Genomic DNA, 18,343 nt, shown 5'->3' with positions numbered 1-18,343 from the left:
TGTCTTGCCTCCCGTCATTTCCCATGCCAAGCAGGTAAAAGATTTTGTAATTTGAAAAAGATGCACAAACATCTTACATCGGTATGACCGATCAATAAGGAGTGGGGACCATGGGTTCTTTCAGTATGTGGCATTGGCTGATCGTTCTGGCGATTGTGCTGTTGTTGTTTGGCCGCGGCAAGATCCCGGAACTGATGGGCGACGTTGCCAAGGGCATCAAGAGCTTCAAGAAGGGCATGTCGGATGACGATAGTTCCCCGGATGCGCCGTCCCGGCCTGCCGATCCGTCAAAGACCGTGGACCACCGGGCCGACGATCACAAATAATGATGTGTGAAACTGAATGAGGCCGGTGCCTGACGGCGCCGGTCTGTTTCTGGAATGGGTCGCCGCTTGGCCGACGGCTTCAGGAGACTGAAGAATGCTTGACATTGGCTGGAGCGAATTGCTGGTCATCGCGGTCGTGCTGATCGTTGTGGTCGGTCCGAAAGACTTGCCGCCCATGCTGCGGGCCTTTGGCAAGATGACAACGCGGCTGCGCAAGACGGCGGGCGAGTTTCGCGCCCAGTTTGACGAAGCCCTGCGCGAAGCCGACATGGACGACGTGCGCCGCACGATCGATGATGCCCAACGGCTGAACCCTGCCAATGCGCTGCGCGAGGCGATCAACCCGCTGCGCCAGATGGGTGCCGATATCAGATCCGATCTCCAGCGCTCGACGCAGGTGGATCATTTCCCTGAAGATGAGAGTAGCCGCTTGCCGCTGGCGGATGAACCGGCCCGGCCGATGACGGCGGAAGATCTTCCGCCGCTGCCACCGCTGGGTGATACTCTGGCAAAACCACAATTGCCGGGTTCGGCTGCCGCAGCACCTGTGACAGCACCGGTTGTCAAAGCCGCCGACACTGTTACCCCAGTGGAAAAAGCACCGGTGAAACGGGTGCGAAAGCCAAAGTCGGATGTCGCGGCGCCTGACGTGCTAACGTCTGAAATGTCGTCGCCTAAGGCGGTAAAAGCCGTAAAAGCCAAGGCTGTTTCCAAGCCAGTCAAAAATCTGAAGCCAGCAGCCGTCACCGCGCCTGTCGCGCAAACCTCTGTTGATGCTGACATTGCTGTATCGGATAAGGGTGCGCCCCCGAAGACGACGCGCACCAAAAGGCCAGTAGCGGCAAAGGGTCTGCCGGAGACGGCTGCTGTGCCAGAATTGAAAAAGAAAACCGCATCCAGGAAGAAGACTGTCCCTGGTGAAACGATGGCCAGCCAGCCTGAGCCCCGAGCGGAAGACATCACCAAGGGTGAAGCATGAGCGACGACATTGAGGACAAGCCGCAGCCGCTGATCGAGCATCTGATAGAGCTGAGGACGCGGCTGATCTGGTCGCTGGGTGCGTTTTTCCTGGCCTTCATCGTCTGCTTTTTCTTCGCCAAGCATTTGTTCAATCTTCTGGTCATCCCCTATAAATGGGCTGTGATCTGGGCGCATCTGGATGTCAGCAAGGCGGAGCTGATCTATACGGCGCCGCAGGAGTTTTTCTTCACCCAGGTCAAGGTGGCGATGTTTTCTGCCATGGTCATCGCTTTTCCGGTGATTGCCGCGCAGATCTACAAGTTCGTGGCACCGGGCCTTTATAAAAACGAGCGCCAGGCTTTCCTGCCGTTCTTGGTTGCCTCTCCGGTTCTGTTCCTGATGGGTGCGGCGCTGGTCTATTTCTTCTTTACCCCGATGGTGATGTGGTTCTTCCTGGCGATGCAGCAGGCGCCGGGTGAGGGCGATGTGGCGATTTCGCTGATGCCGAAAGTCTCGGAATATCTCAGCCTGATCATGTCGCTGGTCTTTGCCTTCGGACTTGTGTTCCAATTGCCTGTGGTGACCACGCTTCTGGCCCGGGTCGGGATCATCGACAGTAAGTGGCTGGCCGAAAAGCGTAAATATTTCATCGTCATCGCCTTCATCGTTGCGGCAGTGCTAACCCCGCCCGATCCGATGTCCCAGATCGGTCTTGCACTGCCAACCATCCTTCTCTACGAAGTCTCGATCTACGCCGCAAAGATCGTGGAAAGGGAACGGTCGAAGAAGGCCGCTACTGAAGCCAGCACCTCGACCGAGGTGGAATAGCCTGCGTCAAAATCCGGCTCGCTACATACTTGGTCCGCTTACATACTTGGCCCGCTTACATACTTGGCCCGCTTACATACTTGGAACGACGATGCTTGATATCAAATGGATTCGTGAAAACCCTGAGCTACTCGATCAGGCGCTGGCAAAGCGCGGAGCAGAGCCGCTGTCGCAGAGCCTGATCACGCTTGATGAACAGCGCCGGGCCGTTGTTCAGTCCATGCAGGACATGCAGTCGCGCCGCAATTCCGCGTCCAAGGAAATTGGCGCGGCTATGGCGCAGAAGGATATGGCGCTGGCCGAAAAGCTGAAGGCCGAAGTTGCCTCGCTGAAGGACACCCTGCCGGCTGCCGAAGAAGACGAGCGCCGCCTGAGTGCGGAGCTGACCGATGCCCTGTCGCGCATTCCCAATATTCCGCTGGACGACGTGCCTGTCGGTGCGGATGAACACGATAATGTCGTGGCGCGTGTTGTTGGCCAGAAGCCGGGTTGGAACCACAAGGCCATCGAGCATCCGGAAATCGGCGAAGCGCTGGGCTATATGGATTTCGACCGCGCTGCCAAGCTTTCCGGCGCACGCTTCACGGTGCTGACCGGGCCTTTGGCGCGACTGGAGCGGGCGCTCGGCCAGTTCATGATCGATCTCCACACCAGCGAACACGGCTATACGGAAGTCTCATCGCCGCTGATGGTGCGCGATGAAGCGATGTATGGCACCGGCCAATTGCCGAAATTTGCTGAGGAATTGTTCAAGACCACCGATGGTCGCTGGCTGATCCCGACAGCCGAGGTGACGCTGACCAATCTGGTCTCCGGCGAAATTCTCGATCAGGAAAAACTGCCGCTGCGGTTTACAGCCTTGACGCCGTCCTTCCGCTCGGAAGCAGGGTCTGCCGGACGTGACACGCGCGGCATGCTGCGCCAGCATCAGTTCTGGAAATGCGAACTGGTGTCGATCACCGATGCGCAGAGCGCCCTGGCGGAACATGAGCGGATGACGGCCTGCGCCGAAGAAGTGCTGAAGCGCCTTGGCCTGCATTTCCGCACCATGACGCTCTGCACCGGCGACATGGGCTTCGGTGCTGCCAAGACCTACGATCTGGAAGTCTGGCTGCCGGGACAGAACACGTTCCGTGAAATTTCTTCCTGCTCGGTCTGCGGCGATTTCCAGGGACGGCGGATGAATGCCCGCTACCGCAACAAGGACGGCAAGGGCACCACATTCGTCCACACGCTGAACGGTTCGGGCACGGCGGTTGGCCGGTGCCTGATTGCAGTGATGGAGAACTATCTGAACGAAGATGGCTCGATCACTGTGCCTGACGTATTGTTGCCCTATATGGGCGGTCTGACGAGAATCGAAAAAGCCAGCTAATTCCGGCTTCAGAAACGTCTTGACGAGGACCAATGCGGATTCTGCTGACCAATGACGATGGCATTCATGCAGACGGTCTGGCCGTTCTGGAAAAGATAGCCCGGACGCTGTCCGACGATGTGTGGATTGTGGCGCCTGAAACCGATCAGAGCGGGCTTGCCCATTCGCTGACCCTGTCGGAGCCGTTGCGGCTGCGGCAGCTTGGCGAAAAGCGCTTTGCCCTACGGGGAACGCCGACCGATTGCGTCATCATGGCTATCCGCAAACTGCTGCCCGGCAAACCGGATCTGGTGCTGTCAGGCGTCAATGCCGGGGCAAACCTTGCTGATGATGTCACCTATTCCGGCACGGTGGCTGGGGCCATCGAAGGCACGGTGCATGGGGTGCGCTCGTTTGCGCTTAGCCAGGCCTATAGCTACGTAGCTGGCCATTCCATTCCCTGGCATGTGGCTGAAACCCATGCGCCAGCGCTGATTGCCAAGCTGATGCATATCGACCTGCCGCCCGGCACGTTCCTCAACTTGAATTTCCCTAATTGCGAGCCGGACGAGGTTACGGGTGTCGATGTGACCTCGCAGGGTAAGCTCGACTTCGGTCTCAGCGTCGAAGAGCGGTTGGATGGCCGTGGGCTGCCCTATTTCTGGCTGCGATTCGGCGACCGCAAGGGCAATTTCCGCGCCGGAACGGATATCGGAGCGTTGCGCGACAACCGTATTTCGGTCACGCCGCTGAAGCTGGACCTGACCGATTACGCGGTTCAGGATATCATCGCCGCCGCGCTGAACCCGGAGGTGGGGTCTTGAAATCCGCAATGCTTGAAAAAGAAGGCTTTGCCGCCCTGGTGCTGCGGCTGCGCTCGGAGGGGATTTCCGACATCAACCTGCTGACGGCGGTGGAACAGACGCCCCGGTCGCGATTCGTCGCCCATCATCTGGCCGAGCACGCCTATTCCCGCCAGACGATTCCGCTCGAATGCGGTGCCTTCATGGAAGGGGCCGATCTTGCCGTACGGCTGATCGAGCGGCTGCGCGTCAAGCCCGGCCAGCGGGTGATGGAGGTCGGCACCGGCAGCGGGTTTATGACCGCTGTATTGGCGCGTCTTAGCGAACGTGTCGTCTCGGTGGAGCGCTATAAGACGCTGGTAAACGATGCGCAGGCGCGTCTCGAGCAATTGTCAGTCCGCAATGCGATTATTCGCCATGGCGATGGCAGTCTTGGCTTGCCGGGCGAGGGGACGTTCGACCGAATCATTGCGACAGCCGCCTTCCCCTCAATGCCGAAAGTCTTTACCGAGCAACTGGTCCATAACGGTGTGCTGCTGGCTCCGCTTATTTTGGACGAAAACCGATGCGTCATGGTGCGGCTGACCCGCACCGGCAGCCGGTTTGAGCGGGAAGACCTGTTCGAGGTTCCCTATCTGCCCCTAACCCCAAATGTGGCTGCCTTCCTCTGATTGGAAGCTTTGATCTCGCTAAATTTGCCAAAATGGGAGGGTTTGTGGGTGGTTGGCACTGCGCCCTTAATTTTTATGGTTAACGACATTTTCGTAAAACCCCGGAAAATCAGGGTTTCCAGAGACGTAGTCCCCGGTTTTCCTGCGTTTTTTTGCTGAATGTTCATAAGGATTCCACGCGGTTAACCGCCCGGTAATACTAACGCGCTTTAATAAACTTCACAAATGGTTGCGTCGTCAGTGGGTTGTATCATGCGTCAGAGTCAGTCTTATAAATCCGGCATGCCTGTTGCCCAGATTCTCTGGGTTGGCCTGATGGCGAGCGTCGCGACTGGTTGCAGTTCCGATTCAAGCCGCTTTTCCGGCCTGTTTTCCAAAACCGATTCGATGACGACCGCCTCGACGGGCGGCCAGATCACCGGGATGAACAATGCACCAGTGCCGCAGGCTGATGTAGATGGTGGTGGCTCTTATGCTCCAGCGGCGTCCGGCGGATCGATGGGCGGCGGTGGTTATGGCAATCGCCAGCAGGCGATGACACAGCCTTATCCGGCCCAGCAGACCTATTCACCAGCGCGGCGTGCTTCTTCGGCCGTGTCCGTTCAGAAGGCCGAACTCGCGCCGCCATCCGGCTCTACCGCATCGACAGGCCCGATCTCTTCGCGCCGTCAGACGGCTTCGGCTCAGCCATTTCCGGCGGCCACTCACCAGTCGGCTGCACTGGAGGATGGCGACGGCTTGTCCACCAACACCCTGCCACAGCCCGCAAAGCCCGGCCTGGCGGCTGGCGCTGGTGCTGGCCAGGGTGCGAATGGCCAAGGTGCGAATGGTTGGAGCACGGTCAATGCACCTCGCGTCGTGCTGAAGCCGGGCGAAAGCCTTGCCACGCTGTCGCAGCGCTACGGCGTGCCGGAAAAGGAAATCGTCAAGGCCAATGGTCTTTCGACGGCAGGGGCTGCGCGTCCCGGTCAGTCCATCCTCATTCCGACCTTCGGTTCGCGCAATACGCCGACCAGGGCTGCTGCTGCCGAAGGCACGTTGTTGCCTCCAGGTCAGTCCCCCGGACCTGCGCCGCGCCAGGAAAATAAGGTCGCAGTGTTGCCGACCAATCCGAAACTGCGTGACAAGGTCAAGACTGATATTGCCGCAAACAACACCACCAATGCCGCCGGCACTGGCAAGACGCCGCCAGCCGCTGGCACCTATGTGGTCAAGTCGGGCGATTCGATTGCCAAGATTGCTCGTGAGAACGGTGTTTCGGTTGCTGCCTTGAAGCAGGCAAACCATCTCGGCACCCAGGGTGTTCGCGTTGGCCAGACGCTGGAATTGCCCCAGGCTGATCAAAAGCTTGCCGCGACACCTGTCAGCACGGCGCCTGCCAATACCAAGCCGGAAGCGCCCAAGGTGACTGCTGCGGCTCCGGCGCCTGCCGCGCCGACCAAGTCTGTCACTGATGTTGCCTCCGCCGATCCCGGCGACAAGGCCCCTGACGCAACTGGCATCGGCAAATATCGCTGGCCGGTGCGTGGCGCTGTGGTGGCTCCGTTTGGCGCCAATGTCGCTGGCAAGCGCAATGACGGTATCGATATTTCCGTGCCGACCGGTACACCGATCAAGGCCGCCGAAAACGGCGTGGTTATCTACGCTGGCAATGGCCTGAAAGAACTCGGCAACACCGTGCTTGTTCGCCATGACGACGGCACTGTGACTGTTTACGGCCATGCCGATGCCATTTCCGTTCAGCGCGGCCAGAAGGTGCAGCGTGGCCAGCAGGTGGCAACATCGGGCATGAGCGGCAATGCCAGCCAACCGACCCTGCATTTTGAAGTGCGCAAGGATGCGACCCCAGTCAACCCGATGGGCTTCCTGGAATAGGCGTCGCAGGGCGAAAGCTTTTTCTTGAATAAGGTAGTGCGTTTCAGGAAAGTTGAGAAAGGCTCGGAGCAATCCGGGCCTTTCTTCATAAGGGGCTTGCTATAGGGCGGATAAGCCTACCGCTCAAGTTCGACCCGTAACCGCCCGGCCAGATCCTGGATATATTGCCAGGCGACTCGCCCGGAGCGCGCCCCTCGCGTGGTGGCCCATTCCAGAGCCTCGGCGTGCAATTGTTCAGGCGGCAGCGGAAGCTTGAAATGCGCGGCATAGCCGTCGATCATCGCCAAATAGTCGTCCTGGCTGCATTTATGAAAACCGAGCCAGAGGCCAAACCGGTCGGAAAGAGAGACCTTTTCCTCCACCGCTTCTGACGGATTGATGGCGGTCGACTGCTCGTTTTCCATCATATGCCGGGGCAGCAGGTGGCGACGGTTGGAGGTGGCGTAAAACAGCACATTGTCCGGACGGCCCTCGATGCCGCCATCCAGTGCCGCTTTCAGCGATTTATAGGCAGTATCGTCATGGTCGAAGGAAAGATCGTCGCAAAACAGCAGCACCCGCTCGTCGCTGTTTTTCAGCAGGTCCATCAGCGCGGGCAGGGAGGCGATGTCTTCGCGGTGGACTTCCACCAATTTCAGCCGCACCCCGGTGGCCATTACGATATCGGCATGCACTGCCTTCACCAGCGAGGATTTGCCCATGCCGCGCGCGCCCCACAGCAGAACATTGTTGGCGGCAAAGCCGAGCGCGAACCGTTCGGTGTTTTCATGCAGGATGTCACGCACCCGATCGACACCCCTGATGAGGCCGAGCGAGACTCGGTTGGGCCTTGGCACCGGTTGCAGATGCTGATTTGCCGGATGCCAGACGAAGCAATCGGCTCTGCTCCAGTCGTTAATCGCCGGGGCGGGACCGGCCAGCCGTTCCATGGCATCGGCGAGCCGGGTCACTTCCCGCAGCAGATCAGCCAGCGTATCGGTCATGTTTTGCCTCCGTTCATCTAGGAAAAGTGGTTCAAGACCGCCTGTGATCGTTGCGCTACCATGGTCATACAGGGTTCGAAAGTGTATTGACCGGGGATTCGGTACGCAAAGCCGCTGTTTCTGTTGCATTCCCTTGGGGTATTCCTATATTCCGGCGGCAAAACAGGGGGGACAGGATCTTTGCTGCCCCGGTTCCGAAGGAGTTTCTCATGTTCATAACACAGGCATTCGCTCAGGATGCAGCACCTGCCGCTGGCGGGATGGGGTCCGGGTTTGAAATGCTGCTGCTTTTCGCACCCTTGATGGTGATCTGGTATTTCCTGTTGATCCGCCCGCAGCGCAACCAGCTGAAGAAGCGGGAAGCAACGCTGTCGGCTATTCGTCGCGGCGACCAGGTGGTTCTTGGCGGCGGCCTGATCGGCAAGGTAACCAAGGTTACCGACGATAAGGAACTGGAAGTCGAAATCGCCGATGGCGTCAAGGTTAAGGCGCTGCGCAGCCTGATCGCCGAAGTGCGCGTCAAGGGTGAACCGGTCAAGGCCGAGATTGCCAAAGCCGACGGTTCCAAGACCGACGCTTGACCCAAGTTTGAACACCGGGCCGCCCAACAGGGCGGCCTGACTTTTTTCTGCTGTCTGCTGGAGAAAAGCCGCTTCCGTCCTCTGAAATGGCCGCTTTGTATGTTGAGCGATGGTTTGCCCTGCGGTAAATCTTGCTCGGCGTATCAAGCCGCCATTTCCGTTTGACGATCCCGGTCTATTTGCCCAGACCTTACCCTTCGAGATGTCGATGCTGCATTTCTCCCGCTGGAAAACAATTCTTCTCTGGCTTGCCGTCGTGGCGAGCGTTTTGATCGCGCTGCCCGATCTGTTCAGCAAGGATCAACTGGCCCGTCTTCCGTCCTGGTTCCCGAGCAAGCAGATGACGCTCGGTCTCGATTTGCAGGGCGGCTCGCATATCATGCTGAAGATCGAGCGCAACGATATCGTCAAGGAGCGGCTTGAAGCCGTGGTTGGCGATATCCGCAGCAGTCTTCGCGATGCGGGCGTTCGCTATACGGGGCTGAATGGCGTTGGCCAGGCGGTTCAGGTGCGCATTACCGATCCGGCCCAGCTTGATGCGGCGCGCAAGGGCTTGCAGACGCTGACTGCACCAGTCAGCACCGGCGGCTTCGGGTCGAGCAGCATCCAGGAAGCGACGCTGGACGATAGCGGCGATGGGTTGTTGAAGTTCAACCTCACCGATGCCGGTATCGATTATCGCATGTCCTCGGCACTCACCCAGTCCATCGAAGTCGTGCGCCGCCGCGTCGATGAGCTTGGTAATACCGAGCCGTTGATCCAGCGCCAGGGTTCTGACCGGATCATCGTTCAGGTGCCGGGTCTTGATGATCCGCAGCGGTTGAAGAACCTTCTGAATCAGACCGCGAAGCTGAGCTTCCGCATGGTCGATACCAGCATGTCGGCCACCGAAGCGATCAGCGGTCGCCCGCCTGCCACGTCCGAAGTGCTTTACAGCCAGGATGAGGCCGCGGTGCCTTATCTGGTCGAAAAGCGGGTTCTGGTGTCCGGCGAGGATCTCGTTGACGCGCAGGCAAGCTTCAATCAGCAGAATAATGAACCGGTCGTCAGCTTCCGCTTTGATAGCCGTGGTGCGCAGCGGTTTGCCCAGGCGACCCAGCAGAATGTCGGGCGGCCTTTTGCCATTGTGCTCGATAATCAGGTGATTTCCGCGCCTGTGATCCGTGAACCGATTGTCGGTGGCTCCGGCCAGATTTCCGGCAATTTCACGGTGCAGGGCGCCAATGATTTGGCCGTGCTGCTTCGTGCCGGTGCCTTGCCAGCAACCTTGACCGTGGTCGAAGAGCGCACCGTTGGCCCAAGCCTTGGTGCCGATTCGATCCGGGCCGGGGTTTCTGCCGGCTTTATCGGCGCGGGGCTCGTCGTGGTGCTGATGATCGGGCTTTACGGATTCTTCGGCGTGCTTGCCGTGCTGGCGCTGTTGGCCAATATCGTCATGATTATTGCCATCCTGACGCTGCTTGGATCGACGCTGACGCTGCCGGGCATCGCCGGTATCGTATTGACCATCGGCATGGCGGTTGATTCGAACGTGCTGATCTACGAGCGTATCCGCGAGGAATATAAGAGCGGGCGCTCCCTCATTCAGTCGATCGATATCGGCTTCAACAAGGCCTTGGCGACGATTGTCGATGCCAATGTTACGACGCTGATTGCTGCCGGCGTGTTGTTCTTTCTCGGCTCCGGTCCGGTGCGTGGCTTCTCGGTGACGCTTGCCATTGGTATCATCACCACGGTGTTTACCGCCTTTGGCTTGACCCGCTGGATGTTTACCGTCTGGGTGAATACGCGTCGTCCCAAGGCAATGCCCAAGGGGGTGCGGACCGGGATTTTCGACGGAACCAATATTCCCTTCATGGGGGTACGCCGTTACACGTTCCTGCTGTCGGCTGCCTTGTCCATTGCCGCTCTCGTCGGTTTCGGCACGGTCGGCATGAAGCTCGGCATCGATTTTACCGGTGGTTCTATCATCGAGTTGAAGGCCCGTCAGGGCAATGCCGATCCCGCCGCCATCCGCGAACAGTTGAGCAGTCTCAACCTCGGCGATGTCCAGGTCCAGGGTTTTGGTGATCCGAGCAGCGTTCTGGTCCGTTTGCAGGCCCAGGATGAGGGCGAAAACGGCGAACAGTCGGCTGTTGCCAAGGTGCGTGGCGAATTGGAACAGGCCTATGAGTTCCGCCGTACCGAAGTTGTCGGCCCGTCCGTGTCGGGTGAGTTGACGAAATCCGCAACCATTGGCGTGTTGATTTCGCTGATGGCGATCCTGGTCTATATCTGGATCCGGTTTGAATGGCAGTTTGCGGCAGGCGCCATCATCGCAACCCTCCATGACGTCATCCTGACGCTTGGTCTCTATGTGGTCACCGGGGTGGAATTCGACCTCAGCAGTATCGCGGCGATCCTGACGATTGTCGGCTATTCGCTGAACGATACCGTGGTCGTTTATGACCGCATGCGCGAGAACCTGCGCCGTTACAAGAAAATGCCGCTGGATGTGTTGATCGACACGTCGATCAACCAGACCCTGTCTCGTACCATCCTGACATCTGTCACCACGCTTCTGGCCCTTCTGGCATTGTTCCTGTTCGGTGGCGAAGTTATCCGCTCCTTCACCTTCGCCATGCTGTTCGGGGTTCTCGTTGGCACATTCTCCTCTATCTATATGGCGGCACCGGTGCTGATCGCCTTCCGTCTGCGCCCCGAAGGTCAGGGCGAGCCGGACAAGGCTGTAAAAGCAAAGCCGGAGAAGAACGGCACAGCGGGCAAGGCGGGAGCATAGGCATTGGCAAAGGGCATTATCATCCGCGAGGCGCATTTTCCGGGTCGGTCCCCCATCGATGCCTATGGCAATGGCGGGTTCCGGTTCGCGGATATGTCGCATCGCGGCTCCCTTTTGCTGTTACCATCAGGCATTTATGGCTGGGATATGCGCGAGGGCGAGGACCTGACGGTTGCCGCCCTCCAGCGCCTGCTGGACGAGGCGGATAAGGTCGAGTTCCTGTTGCTCGGCACGGGCACGGAACTGCGCCGTATCCCCAGTGAAGTTAAAGCTGCCCTGACCGCTGCCGGCATCGGTTCTGACCCGATGAGCACCGGTGCCGCGGTGCGGACCTATAATGTGATGCTGGCGGAAGAACGGCCCGTGGCCGCCGCATTGATTGCAGTCTGATCCCATGGCCGAAAGTGCAAAGCCATCGCCATTGGTCCCGGATGTATGCCTTACGACACTGCGGGAGATTGACCGCGATCGGTATTTGGCCTGCCTTCTCTCCCCGCCGGAAAAGCAGCCTGCCTTGGCAGCACTCTATGCCTTCAATGCCGAGCTTGCCCGCGTGCGTGATCTGGTGCGCGAACCCTTGCCGGGCGAAATCCGGCTGCAATATTGGCGCGACCTGCTTTCGGGCAAGGGACATGGCGATACCAAGGCCAATCCGCTGGCGGCAGGGCTTTTGGCGGCTGTGGAGCGCTATCACCTGCCGGTTCAGCCCTTGCTCGACATGATCGATGCGCGGATTGCCGATCTTTACGATGATCCGATCGGGCCGAGATCGGCGCTGGAAGGCTATGCGGGAGAGACCGCCTCGGCGCTAATCCAGCTGGCGAGCCTGGTGCTGGATACCGAGGCCGCGCTGAATTGCGCAACCATCGCCGGACATGCTGGTGTTGCCCAGGCCATTGCCGGACTGTTGGCGCTGATGCCGCAACATCGGGCGCGGGGACAGCTTTACATTCCCGACGAGATATTGACTGCGACTGGCCTCGACCGTGATGCCTTTTTGTCGGGCAAGGACGAGATGAGGATAGATGGGGCAATCGAAGCCTTTGCCGGTCTGGGGCTCGATCACCTTGCCAAGGCGCGCGCTGGTGGCAAGCTTCCGGCGTCTCTGGTTGCTGCCTATCTGCCTGTGGCGCTCGCCGGGCCGATTCTGCGGGATGCTCGTCGGCGCGGCGCCGATATTCTGCAAACACCGATTCGCCGAGCTCAGTGGCGCCGCCAACTGACACTGCTGCGCGCCAGCGTGACGGGTCGATTTTAGGGCTGTCAGGTCCCTCCTGAACCAGCCCCTCGGGAAAACCCGGATTCCACTTTTCCTGGCAAACGCTGCACAGGTTCGCACTGAGCCTCCAAACTCACGCAAGGCTCAACCGTTAGATCTTGCCAACTGCAAAATCCGCAAGTTGGAATCGTATCAACGGATTATGCAGCAGATATAAAGTGTTGCCGCAATTGCGCGATCCTTGATCGGCAGTGCTGCTCAAGCATCATCCGGAGGTTGCCAGTGGGCGTTGGGATCGGTATTTTTGTGTTTTTGGGCATTATCGCCTTCGCTTGGTATGTCTCGCGCATGGCGGAGCGCAATGATGGCGAAACCCTAAGCGATGTCGGGCTTGCCATCCTGGAATTCGGCCGGGCCTTTCCTGGTGAAGCCATCCGCAGCCTGCATGCCACAGCCGATGGCAAAGCCGTTTTCGTCAGGCTTCATGACAACCGTGCGGGCTTCATGCGCAATCTTCGCAATCATTATGCCTGCCATCTGATCGAGCCGGGGCATGTGCAGGTCCAGCCCTTGGAGAGCGTTCACGGTTTCCACATCACGTTTCTCGATGCAGCCCAGCATAACGGCGACTATATTTTCGCCAAGCCCGCCGAGGCAGCAGAAGTGTCGCTATGGCTGCTCGGCAACTATATCGCGCCGAACGACTTGGAGCCGGCGGAAGACCGGTTTGACAAGACTTCGTCTTGAGTAGGATGGGACCATCAGGTTCATTGAGATCTTCGGGCCTCGGTATTAAAGGCCTGCGTCTTCCATTTCCGCAACCGGCTGTGGGATGTGCGGCGGCAGGCCGAGCCATTCCCGGCAATGGGCGAGGGCGCGGATGGCGATCAACTGGCGCTTCATGACAGTCTTGTCCTTGCCCCGGAAACGCTTCACGCCTTCTGGCTTGACGATGGAGCCGGGCTCCAGATCCGGAAACAGTCCGAAGTTGATGTTCATCGGCTGGAAAGACTTTTTGCCGGGTTCGTCGTTGGACACGATATGGCCACCGGTAATATGGTTGAGCAGCGCACCAAGCGCCGTTGTCACCGGCGGCGGGCTAAAGGCTTCGCCCTTGCGCTCGGCAGCAGCAAAGCGACCGGCCAGAAGGCCGATGGAGGCGCTCTCGACATAGCCTTCGCAGCCGGTGATCTGCCCGGCAAAACGCAGGCCCGGTCTGCTCTTCAAGGAGAGAGACGGATCGAGCAGTACCGGCGAATGGATATAGGTATTGCGGTGCAGGCCACCAAGCCGGGCGAATTCGGCGTTTTCCAGACCGGGGATCATCCGGAAAATCTCGGCCTGGGCGCCGTAGCGCAGCTTGGTCTGGAAGCCGACCATATTATAGAGCGTGCCCAGCGCATTATCCTGGCGCAGCTGCACGACGGCATAGGCTTTCACGGTAGGATTATGGGAATTGGTCAGCCCCATCGGCTTCATCGGTCCATGGCGCAGGGTTTCACGCCCGCGTTCTGCCATGACTTCGATGGGCAGGCAGCCGTCGAAATAGGGTGTGCCTTCCCATTCCTTGAAGCCGACTGCGTCACCGGCAATCAATGCATCGATGAAGGCGTTATACTGGGCCTCGTCCAGCGGGCAGTTGATGTAATCCTTACCCGTACCGCCCGGGCCAACCTTGTCATAGCGCGACTGATACCAGCAGATATCCATATTGATGCTGTCGCGGTGGACGATGGGGGCGATGGCGTCGAAAAAGGCCAGCGCGTCCTCACCTGTTTCAGCGCGGATGGCCTCGGCCAGTGCCGGTGATGTCAGCGGACCGCTGGCGATGATGCTGAGATCCCAATCGCCCGGCGGCAGGCCGGTGATTTCCTCGCGCACCACGGTTACGAGCGGGTGGGCTTCCAGCGCCTGCGTCACAGCTTCGGCAAAGCCATCCCTGTCGACGGCAAGCGCGCCGCCCGCTGGCACCTGATGACGGTCGGCGCAGGCCATGATCAACGAGCCGGCCAGCCGCATTTCCGTATGGATAACCCCGACCGCATTGGCGGTGGCATCGTCGGAGCGGAAGGAATTGGAGCAGACAAGCTCAGCAAGGCTATCGGTCTTATGGGCGTCGGTGCCGCGAAGGCCGCGCATCTCATGAAGAATGACCGGCACGCCCGCCTCAGCGATCTGCCATGCGGCTTCGGAGCCAGCCAGCCCGCCGCCAATGATGTGAATAGGGGAATAGGAGTTGTTGTCTGTCATGGCGGCTGCTTATCACGCCTTGCCGCCGCTTCCAATCTTGAACAGAGCAAATTGCACTTTGGAGATGCAAGCTTGGTTTGGAGAGTTAGAAATAGAAAACGGCGCCAAAAGCGCCGTTCGAACATTCAATTCAAATTTTAAAACCGGATCCGATTAACGGAACGAACGGTTGGCAATGTGACGGATGTCGTAACGGGTGATGCCGATATCGGACAGGGTCTGGTTCGACAGGCCGCCCAGTTCGGACAGAGTGCGGCGATAGCTAATCCAGTTTTTAGCAATGCGGATCGGGTTCATGACATTTCCTCGAGATCTTGTTTGCTGATCCGGCGGTCTCTCCCGCCTCAGCTGTTGGCATGCTTATACATCGGGGAAGGCATTAGAGACAGTGCAATAAATGGGCGACTGCTATGCGTTTGTGCAGATTCATGGCTATTTATTGTGCTTCGGCTAAGATTTGAGCGTGATCTTGGGGCGCTCAAAACAGGCATTTTCCGGGTGAAGTTCTCACTGGTGAGAGGGTGTGGAATTGCCGATCTTCAGGCACAAAACGGTCCCATAATGGGTTTGTTTAAGAAGAATCCAGCGCATATTTCATTTTGCGCAACATTCCCTGCTTTGTGACTAGCAAAAGGCGGTATAATTCGTCAAACCGCCTTCATCACGCCTATCTCCGTTGCGGACTTATAGCGTAAGCTTGCGGCAAGCTCTGGCTTTGATGGTCCGTGCCATATCTTTGTGCGGAGTTTGACCTTGCTACGGTATTTGCGCGTTTTTGCCTTTCTATCGATCTGCATGGCGCTTGCCGGGTGCATGGCCGGGCTGTTTCCATCAGCGCCGAAGAAGTTTTACTATGATATTCGCGCAGTCACCGTGCTGGCGGGTCCAAAAGTGCCGCTGGCCCTGGTTCAGGGAGTGGAGCGGCGACTGTCTTCTGCCGTTGCTGCCACGGTGCGCAGCGAGGCTCTGCCGCGGGTGATTCTGACGGTCAGGGTTGAGACGATGGAAAGCGGGCTTGGGCTGGACAAGCGGCATAACGAAGCCGAAGTAAAAATCAGTGCCGCCTCGGTCGAGACTGGTGATGTGGTCGCCCAAGGCGCGTTCAAGGTGCTGACCATTACCAATGACCCGACGCTCGGCCCTGAAAGCCTGGCAGAAGAAATTTCAGCACGGATACGCTCGCTGTTTTCGCTCACGGCACCAAAACTATAGCGGGTACCAAGACACGAGAGAGCGATGGCTCATGGCTTGCAGATTGACTTCAAACGTCATTCTGCTAACCCTAGAGGCGGACGGTTTTCGGCCTGAAGAGATTGAGGCTGGAAAGCAAAAGGGAATGCGAAGGCGTGGACCCAGACAGGGCATGCCAAACGCAGCCGACCCCGCGACTGTAGAACAGCGAGGGTTTTCCATCCGGTTTTGAAGATCCTTGCATGGCGGGCCGCGTGGTGTGGCCGGTGCGGTGAGCGGATAGGCCGGAAAAGCCACTGGAGTGGCAAAGCGATCTGCCGGGGTTGGACGCCTCTTTATCTACGAATCGTCCGCCTTTTCGCTTTTGCCGTGGACTCCGGGAAGGTGAGGAAAATCTGCGAACGAGTGCCGTGATGGTACCGGTTTGACGCTGTGAGCCAGGAGACCTGCCGTCCGTGACGGGCTTTAAGCCCAATTGGGGGAGAGATCCCCGACGCCAGCACGGAGGTTGTCGTGGCGAAACAGATTGATCGCGGGCCTTTCAGGCTCCGCTTCACGGTCATTTGGCCGTTTTGTATTACGCCGCCTGCGCCCAATGGAGGCAGGTCATGATGACGCTCGTGTCATCACGCAGCATAGGTGCAGCCTTAGCGCTGCTTGTGCTGGCGGCGCTGGTTTTTGCGCTGCTGCCCTTTTCTCGTCGTGCGCCTTCTGGCCCTTCTGAGCGGCCTGCTCAACAGCAATTCCAGGTGCCACCGGGTTCCAATTCCACCTTTGGCGGGGCGCTGTCGCAGCCAAGGCCGGATGTGCGGTCTTCTGCGCCATCCGCTGCCGATGCTGCCCCATCGGCATGGCCGGGCTTTGTGCCGCGTTCCAGCGGGCTCTATACGCCGCCTACGGGTGGAAACTGACGCCATGGCAGAGACAATTTCGAAACGTGTCTTCGTTCTCGGAGGCGCGCGGTCCGGCAAGTCGCGTTTTGCCGAACAGCTTTGTGCAGAGACCGGCCTGGAGCGTCATTATCTGGCGACCGGACGGGCCTGGGACGAGGAAATGCGCGACCGCATCGACCAGCACCAGCAGGATCGCGGCCCGCTCTGGGTGACGCATGAGGAGCCGCTGGCGCTGGTGGACACGCTTAGGCAGATCGATGCGTCAGGCCGGGTGGTGCTGGTCGATTGCCTGACCCTCTGGGTGACCAATCTGATGATGGAGGAGGGGCGCGACATGGCTGCTGAGGCGGCGGCCCTTGCGGATCTGCTGCCGCGCCTTTCCGCCTCCATCGTGCTTGTTTCCAATGAAGTCGGCCTTGGCATTGTGCCGGAAAACCGCATGGCGCGCCATTTCCGCGACCATGCCGGGCGGCTTCATCAATTGATCGCGGCAAGTGCTGACGAGGTTTACTTCGTCGCGGCTGGCCTGCCCCTGAAAATGAAAGGCTGAACAATGTTGCAAAAGAAAATTCCCGTCACGGTTATCACCGGTTTTCTCGGTGCGGGCAAGACAACGATCATCCGCAATATGCTGATGAATGCGGGTGGCAAGAAAATCGCGCTTGTTATCAACGAGTTCGGCGATCTGGGGGTCGATGGCGAAGTGCTGAAAGGCTGCGGCGCCGAGACCTGCACCGAGGACGACATTATCGAACTGACCAATGGCTGCATCTGCTGCACCGTTGCCGATGATTTCGTGCCGACCATGCAAAAGCTGCTGGCACGGGATGTCTTGCCCGACCATATCGTCATCGAAACCTCCGGCCTTGCTCTGCCGCAGCCCCTGGTGGCCGCCTTCAACTGGCCTGACATCCGCACCCGCGTTACCGTTGATGGTGTTGTGACGGTGGTCGATAGCGCCGCTGTCGCCGCTGGCCGGTTTGCCGATGACCACGACCGGATCGATGCCCAGCGCGCCGCCGATGACAGTCTCGATCACGAAAGCCCAATCGAGGAGCTGTTCGAGGATCAGCTGACCTGCGCCGACCTGATCGTTCTCAACAAGACCGATCTGCTCGATGCCGATGGCCTCGCCAAAGTGCGAACCGATGTGACCGCCCGGATGAGCCGCAAGCCGACCCTGATCGAGGCGAAGAATGGCGATGTGCCGGTTATGGTGCTGCTTGGCATTGGAGCTGGTTCGGAAGCCGATATCGACAATCGCAAGTCCCATCACGAGCTGGAGCATGAGGCGCTGCATGCCAGCGGCGAGGCGCATGACCATCATCACGACCACGACGAATTCGACAGTTTCGTTGTCGATCTGCCGCAGGTGCGCGAACCGGACCGTTTTGTCGATGGTTTGAAGACCGTGATCGAAGCACATGACGTGCTGCGGCTGAAAGGCTTCGTTGATGTGCCCGGCAAGCCGATGCGGCTGGTGGTGCAGGCCGTCGGTAACCGTATCGATCAATATTACGACCGCCCCTGGGCGTCGGGTGAGCAGCGGGCGACGCGGCTAGTGGTGATCGGCCTGCATGATCTCGACCAATCGGCGATTGCCGATGCCATCCGGGCGGCAGCGTAAGCC

At 58.9% G+C, this 18,343-nt stretch carries 18 protein-coding genes, 1 pseudogene and 1 riboswitch; of the genes and pseudogenes, 16 read left to right on the top strand and 3 right to left on the bottom strand.

Annotated features, from left to right (window positions below; all coding sequences use genetic code 11):
* Window positions 1-110 precede the first annotated feature (110 nt).
* The 7 genes and pseudogenes from G6L01_RS08875 to G6L01_RS08845 all read left to right on the top strand — a co-directional run bounded on the left by G6L01_RS08875 (window position 111) and on the right by G6L01_RS08845 (window position 6,817).
* Window positions 111-326, top strand: a complete 216-nt coding sequence (locus tag G6L01_RS08875) for a twin-arginine translocase TatA/TatE family subunit (protein WP_070164980.1) — start codon at window positions 111-113, stop codon at window positions 324-326.
* A 94-nt stretch (window positions 327-420) separates the two neighbouring features.
* A pseudogene (gene tatB, locus G6L01_RS08870) lies at window positions 421-1,113 on the top strand (Sec-independent protein translocase protein TatB); the annotation flags it as partial.
* A gap of 188 nt (window positions 1,114-1,301) precedes the next feature.
* Window positions 1,302-2,114 (top strand): twin-arginine translocase subunit TatC, encoded by an 813-nt coding sequence (gene tatC / locus G6L01_RS08865; protein ID WP_070164979.1) that lies wholly within the window; start codon window positions 1,302-1,304, stop codon window positions 2,112-2,114.
* 91 nt (window positions 2,115-2,205) lie between these two features.
* A complete protein-coding gene (gene serS / locus G6L01_RS08860; protein ID WP_070164978.1) occupies window positions 2,206-3,489 on the top strand; it encodes a serine--tRNA ligase in 1,284 nt (427 codons plus the stop codon).
* Window positions 3,490-3,521: 32 nt separating this feature from the next.
* Window positions 3,522-4,292, top strand: coding sequence for a 5'/3'-nucleotidase SurE (surE, locus tag G6L01_RS08855; protein WP_070164977.1), 771 nt, complete (start codon window positions 3,522-3,524; stop codon window positions 4,290-4,292).
* Window positions 4,289-4,942, top strand: a complete 654-nt coding sequence (locus G6L01_RS08850) for a protein-L-isoaspartate(D-aspartate) O-methyltransferase (protein ID WP_070164976.1) — start codon at window positions 4,289-4,291, stop codon at window positions 4,940-4,942. Before surE ends, G6L01_RS08850 begins: the two co-directional genes overlap by 4 nt.
* A gap of 225 nt (window positions 4,943-5,167) precedes the next feature.
* Window positions 5,168-6,817, top strand: a complete 1,650-nt coding sequence (locus tag G6L01_RS08845; protein WP_070164975.1) for a LysM peptidoglycan-binding domain-containing M23 family metallopeptidase — start codon at window positions 5,168-5,170, stop codon at window positions 6,815-6,817.
* Between the two features lie 116 nt (window positions 6,818-6,933).
* Here G6L01_RS08845 and G6L01_RS08840 read toward each other — a convergent pair whose 3' ends face one another.
* Complete coding sequence (locus G6L01_RS08840; RefSeq protein ID WP_070164974.1) at window positions 6,934-7,800, bottom strand: ATP-binding protein; 867 nt, start codon at window positions 7,798-7,800, stop codon at window positions 6,934-6,936.
* Window positions 7,801-8,009: 209 nt separating this feature from the next.
* On the opposite strand from G6L01_RS08840, the gene yajC reads away from it, so the two are divergent.
* From yajC to G6L01_RS08815, 5 genes are all read left to right on the top strand, one after another.
* Window positions 8,010-8,381 (top strand): preprotein translocase subunit YajC, encoded by a 372-nt coding sequence (gene yajC / locus G6L01_RS08835; protein WP_015916332.1) that lies wholly within the window; start codon window positions 8,010-8,012, stop codon window positions 8,379-8,381.
* A gap of 208 nt (window positions 8,382-8,589) precedes the next feature.
* Window positions 8,590-11,160: a protein translocase subunit SecDF gene (gene secDF, locus G6L01_RS08830; RefSeq protein WP_070165157.1), complete on the top strand. Its 2,571-nt coding sequence runs from the start codon at window positions 8,590-8,592 to the stop codon at window positions 11,158-11,160.
* 3 nt (window positions 11,161-11,163) lie between these two features.
* A complete protein-coding gene (locus G6L01_RS08825) occupies window positions 11,164-11,550 on the top strand; it encodes an Mth938-like domain-containing protein (protein WP_070164973.1) in 387 nt (128 codons plus the stop codon).
* Window positions 11,551-11,554: 4 nt separating this feature from the next.
* Window positions 11,555-12,418, top strand: coding sequence for a phytoene/squalene synthase family protein (locus tag G6L01_RS08820; RefSeq protein ID WP_070165156.1), 864 nt, complete (start codon window positions 11,555-11,557; stop codon window positions 12,416-12,418).
* Window positions 12,419-12,661: 243 nt separating this feature from the next.
* Complete coding sequence (locus G6L01_RS08815; protein ID WP_070164972.1) at window positions 12,662-13,126, top strand: hypothetical protein; 465 nt, start codon at window positions 12,662-12,664, stop codon at window positions 13,124-13,126.
* Window positions 13,127-13,171: 45 nt separating this feature from the next.
* On the opposite strand, the gene trmFO is transcribed toward G6L01_RS08815, so the two are convergent.
* Both trmFO and G6L01_RS08805 read right to left on the bottom strand, forming a co-directional pair.
* Window positions 13,172-14,629 carry a methylenetetrahydrofolate--tRNA-(uracil(54)-C(5))-methyltransferase (FADH(2)-oxidizing) TrmFO gene (trmFO, locus tag G6L01_RS08810; RefSeq protein WP_070164971.1) on the bottom strand — a complete coding sequence of 486 codons (1,458 nt, stop codon included), beginning with the start codon at window positions 14,627-14,629 and terminating at the stop codon, window positions 13,172-13,174.
* Between the two features lie 153 nt (window positions 14,630-14,782).
* The gene (locus G6L01_RS08805; RefSeq protein ID WP_015916326.1) at window positions 14,783-14,926 is read right to left on the bottom strand and encodes a DUF1127 domain-containing protein; all 144 of its coding nucleotides are present in this window, start codon (window positions 14,924-14,926) and stop codon (window positions 14,783-14,785) included.
* 456 nt (window positions 14,927-15,382) lie between these two features.
* Here G6L01_RS08805 and G6L01_RS08800 point away from each other — a divergent pair, with 456 nt between their 5' ends.
* From G6L01_RS08800 to cobW, 4 genes are all read left to right on the top strand, one after another.
* Window positions 15,383-15,841 (top strand): hypothetical protein, encoded by a 459-nt coding sequence (locus tag G6L01_RS08800; protein WP_234891820.1) that lies wholly within the window; start codon window positions 15,383-15,385, stop codon window positions 15,839-15,841.
* Window positions 15,842-15,905: 64 nt separating this feature from the next.
* Window positions 15,906-16,288, top strand: a riboswitch (cobalamin riboswitch).
* 140 nt (window positions 16,289-16,428) lie between these two features.
* Window positions 16,429-16,731 (top strand): hypothetical protein, encoded by a 303-nt coding sequence (locus G6L01_RS08795; protein WP_070164970.1) that lies wholly within the window; start codon window positions 16,429-16,431, stop codon window positions 16,729-16,731.
* A gap of 4 nt (window positions 16,732-16,735) precedes the next feature.
* A complete protein-coding gene (gene cobU / locus G6L01_RS08790) occupies window positions 16,736-17,263 on the top strand; it encodes a bifunctional adenosylcobinamide kinase/adenosylcobinamide-phosphate guanylyltransferase (RefSeq protein WP_070164969.1) in 528 nt (175 codons plus the stop codon).
* Window positions 17,264-17,266: 3 nt separating this feature from the next.
* Window positions 17,267-18,340, top strand: coding sequence for a cobalamin biosynthesis protein CobW (gene cobW, locus G6L01_RS08785; protein ID WP_070164968.1), 1,074 nt, complete (start codon window positions 17,267-17,269; stop codon window positions 18,338-18,340).
* Window positions 18,341-18,343: the final 3 nt, after the last annotated feature.

This window comes from Agrobacterium vitis, assembly GCF_013337045.2.
GTDB lineage: Bacteria > Pseudomonadota > Alphaproteobacteria > Rhizobiales > Rhizobiaceae > Allorhizobium > Allorhizobium vitis_B.
Note: the sequence above shows the minus strand (reverse complement) of the source record. Positions and strands in the feature narration are given on the sequence as shown.

Bases quoted from the DNA above. Each gene is read 5' to 3' on its own strand.
- G6L01_RS08875 (WP_070164980.1), top strand. From the start codon at position 111: ATGGGTTCTTTCAGTATGTGGCATTGGCTGATCGTTCTGGCGATTGTG.
- tatC (WP_070164979.1), top strand. From the start codon at position 1,302: ATGAGCGACGACATTGAGGACAAGCCGCAGCCGCTGATCGAGCATCTG.
- serS (WP_070164978.1), top strand. From the start codon at position 2,206: ATGCTTGATATCAAATGGATTCGTGAAAACCCTGAGCTACTCGATCAG.
- surE (WP_070164977.1), top strand. From the start codon at position 3,522: ATGCGGATTCTGCTGACCAATGACGATGGCATTCATGCAGACGGTCTG.
- G6L01_RS08845 (WP_070164975.1), top strand. From the start codon at position 5,168: ATGGTTGCGTCGTCAGTGGGTTGTATCATGCGTCAGAGTCAGTCTTAT.
- G6L01_RS08840 (WP_070164974.1), bottom strand. From the start codon at position 7,800: ATGACCGATACGCTGGCTGATCTGCTGCGGGAAGTGACCCGGCTCGCC.
- yajC (WP_015916332.1), top strand. From the start codon at position 8,010: ATGTTCATAACACAGGCATTCGCTCAGGATGCAGCACCTGCCGCTGGC.
- secDF (WP_070165157.1), top strand. From the start codon at position 8,590: ATGCTGCATTTCTCCCGCTGGAAAACAATTCTTCTCTGGCTTGCCGTC.
- G6L01_RS08820 (WP_070165156.1), top strand. From the start codon at position 11,555: ATGGCCGAAAGTGCAAAGCCATCGCCATTGGTCCCGGATGTATGCCTT.
- trmFO (WP_070164971.1), bottom strand. From the start codon at position 14,629: ATGACAGACAACAACTCCTATTCCCCTATTCACATCATTGGCGGCGGG.
- G6L01_RS08805 (WP_015916326.1), bottom strand. From the start codon at position 14,926: ATGAACCCGATCCGCATTGCTAAAAACTGGATTAGCTATCGCCGCACT.
- G6L01_RS08795 (WP_070164970.1), top strand. From the start codon at position 16,429: ATGATGACGCTCGTGTCATCACGCAGCATAGGTGCAGCCTTAGCGCTG.
- cobU (WP_070164969.1), top strand. From the start codon at position 16,736: ATGGCAGAGACAATTTCGAAACGTGTCTTCGTTCTCGGAGGCGCGCGG.
- cobW (WP_070164968.1), top strand. From the start codon at position 17,267: ATGTTGCAAAAGAAAATTCCCGTCACGGTTATCACCGGTTTTCTCGGT.